Origin of the sequence: Rhodococcus sp. (in: high G+C Gram-positive bacteria) (assembly GCF_049299235.1) — a bacterium.
Classification (GTDB): domain Bacteria; phylum Actinomycetota; class Actinomycetes; order Mycobacteriales; family Mycobacteriaceae; genus Rhodococcus.
On sequence record NZ_JBAQXC010000111.1, the window covers coordinates 1 to 2,730 of the forward strand.

General features: G+C 67.9%; 3 protein-coding genes. All 3 read left to right on the forward strand.

The annotated features are described in order from the left end of the window. Positions 1-77 precede the first annotated feature (77 nt). The 3 genes from WAX14_RS06735 (at position 78) to WAX14_RS06745 (ending at position 2,669) form a co-directional block, all read left to right on the forward strand. Positions 78-665, forward strand: a complete 588-nt coding sequence (locus WAX14_RS06735) for a DUF1707 SHOCT-like domain-containing protein (RefSeq protein WP_422627320.1) — start codon at positions 78-80, stop codon at positions 663-665. Positions 666-721: 56 nt separating this feature from the next. Then, a complete protein-coding gene (locus WAX14_RS06740; protein WP_422627321.1) occupies positions 722-1,987 on the forward strand; it encodes an NAD(P)/FAD-dependent oxidoreductase in 1,266 nt (421 codons plus the stop codon). A gap of 175 nt (positions 1,988-2,162) precedes the next feature. Next, positions 2,163-2,669, forward strand: coding sequence for a nitroreductase/quinone reductase family protein (locus WAX14_RS06745; RefSeq protein WP_422627322.1), 507 nt, complete (start codon positions 2,163-2,165; stop codon positions 2,667-2,669). The last annotated feature ends 61 nt before the right edge of the window (positions 2,670-2,730 follow it).

A 2,730-nucleotide genomic window follows, 5' to 3' on the forward strand; every position in this document is an offset into this window, starting at 1 on the left:
GGCCACAACGGCACACCATGCCTCGGTAAACTCGGGGACCGAGTCACAAGATCATCGACAGTGAAAGTGCGGCCCCCATGACCGGCGACTCCGAACACGACGACCTTCTGCTCAGCGACGACGAGCGCATGCACGCCCTGAACGCCCTCGGCGACCACTATGCCGCCGGCCGGCTCGACAGCACCGAGTTCTACGACAGGTCCGCGGACGTCGCCGCCGCACGCACCCTCGGTGCGGTCCGCGAACCGTTCCGGGGGCTACCCGGTGGACTCCCCCTCGAACAGATCGACGGTCATGTCCGGAAGGTCGCCTCGACCGCACCGGCGGTGCGCGACAGTCTTCCCGCATCCGAGGCCGCCGAGGCGGAACTCGCGTCGCTGCGGTCGCGGGGCAACCTCGTCGAATCATTGGACTGGCTGATCATCGGGATCACCCTGGTGGTGTTCCTGGTCCTGCAGATCGTCGTCGACTGGGACTATGCGTGGATGGTGTGGCCGACGCTCATCGTCACTCTCGGCGCGCCGCGCTTGTTCCTGCACTACAGCGACGACGACGAGGAGACGTACGAGGAGTTGAAGAAGTCCGACGCGAAGGCGCGGCGCAAACGTCTCGGAGAGGCTGCGGAACGGATCCGGGAACTCGAGAATCGACCCGACCGGGACTGACACCGCGCGGGCATTCGCCGGCCGGATTGTGTTCGCGCGGTCCATGATGGAGACGGATGGGACTTCGTGAACGGGAGTGCGTGGTGACCGTTCGTCGGGTGATCGTCGTCGGTGCCGGTGTCGTCGGGTTGTCCACCGCGTGGTTTCTGCAGGAACGCGGGATCGAGGTCGTGGTGCTCGACCGCACGGACGTCGGGGCGGACGCGTCGTGGGGCAACGCGGGGTGGCTGGCTCCGGCGTTGACACTGCCACTGCCCGAGCCGTCGATCCTGCGCTACGGACTACGATCGGCGCTGACACCGTCGTCTCCGGTGTATGTCCCGCCGACCGCGGACGTGCGGTTACTGCGGTTCCTCGCCGGCTTCGGCCGCAACTGCACACCCCGTCGATGGCGGCACGCGATGACCGTGTTCGTCGAGGCGAACCGGGTGGCATCGGACGCGTACGACGAGTTGAGCCGCGGCGGACTCGCCGACCGGATCCGCACCGCCGATCCGTTCCTGGCCGCGTTCGTCTCCGAGACCGATCGGCGGAACCTGCTCGACGAGTTCGAACAGGTTCGCGCGGCCGGCGGTGAGGTCGACTACGACATCCTCGACGGCGACACCGCCCGGTCGATCGAACCGCTGCTCGGCGACGCGATCCGGGGCGGGGTGCGCATCCACGGTCAGCGGTTCGTCGACCCCCCGCAGTTTCTCGCTGCGCTGGCCGAATCGGTTCGCGACCGCGGCGGCGAGATCGTCGTGGGGTTCGACGCCGACACGATCCGCTCGCGCGTCGATACTGCCGAGGTCGTGGCCCCGGACGGTACGTCGCGTTCGGCGGATGCGGTGGTACTCGCAACGGGCGCACATCTGGGGGAACTGGCCGGCCCGTTCGGGGTGCGGACGATCGTGCAGGCGGGCCGCGGATACAGCTTCAGCGTGCGTCCCACCGCTCTGCCGAAGAACCCGATCTATTTCCCCGCCCAGCGGGTGGCGTGCACGCCACTGCACGACCGGTTGCGGATAGCCGGGATGATGGAATTCCGCGGCCCCGACGCACCGTTCGATCCGCGGCGGGTGCGGGCGATCGTCGATGCGACCCGGCCGTTGCTCCGCGGCATCGACTGGTCCGCGAGGAAAGAGCAATGGGTCGGTTCCCGCCCGTGCACACCGGACGGTCTGCCGCTGGTGGGTGCGACGCGGTCGCCGCGGGTGTTCGTCGCCGGGGGCCACGGCATGTGGGGTGTTGCGCTCGGGCCGATGACCGGACGGATGCTTGCTGCGGCGATGACCGGCGCACCGGATCCGCTGCTGCGCGCCTTCGATCCGCTGCGGTGACCGGTCACGTCACGGTGCGGGCGGGTCGGGGGAGCTGTGGGCGCTGTGGACGCTGTGGACGCTGTGGGCACGGTCCTGATCGTGGCCGGTCAGGGGGTTTCGACCCGGTCGAACCAATCCGCGATTCACCCGGACGCGTAGCGTCGATACACCCGGACGCGTAGCGTCAATAGACATGCCACTGCATTACGTGGACCCTCACGCGGTGCGCAGTCCGCTGTACCGGGCGATCGTGCGTTTCGGCCGCAGCCGATACGGACAGTGGTACGCGCACACCGTCGCCCGCCGCATCGATCCGTGGATGTACCGCGCCACGCGCGGATGGCTCATGTCTCGGCCGTGGACGGTCGCGACGGCACCCTTGACGACCACCGGCGCCCGATCCGGTCGAGCCCACGAAGTTCAGCTGACCTACTTCCACGACGGGGACAGCCCGATCCTGATCGCCTCGAACTACGGCGGGTCCCGACATCCGCACTGGTACCACAACCTGATCGCGCACCCCGAATGCAAATTCGGCGACGATGCATTCGTGGCCCGCGAGATCACCGACCCCACCGAATACGACCGCCTGTACGCGCTCGCGGAGCATGTCTATGCGGGATACGGCGACTATCGCACGGCAACAGCTCGTTTCGATCGCCACATACCCGTGTTCCGGCTCGAGCCAAGCCACGAGTGACACCGCCGCCGGGTAGGTCCGTGATCGACGCGCCGATTCGGAATTCGCCCCTCCTGCAAGA

Bases quoted from the DNA above. Each gene is read 5' to 3' on its own strand.
- WAX14_RS06735 (WP_422627320.1), top strand. From the start codon at position 78: ATGACCGGCGACTCCGAACACGACGACCTTCTGCTCAGCGACGACGAG.
- WAX14_RS06740 (WP_422627321.1), top strand. From the start codon at position 722: ATGGGACTTCGTGAACGGGAGTGCGTGGTGACCGTTCGTCGGGTGATC.
- WAX14_RS06745 (WP_422627322.1), top strand. From the start codon at position 2,163: ATGCCACTGCATTACGTGGACCCTCACGCGGTGCGCAGTCCGCTGTAC.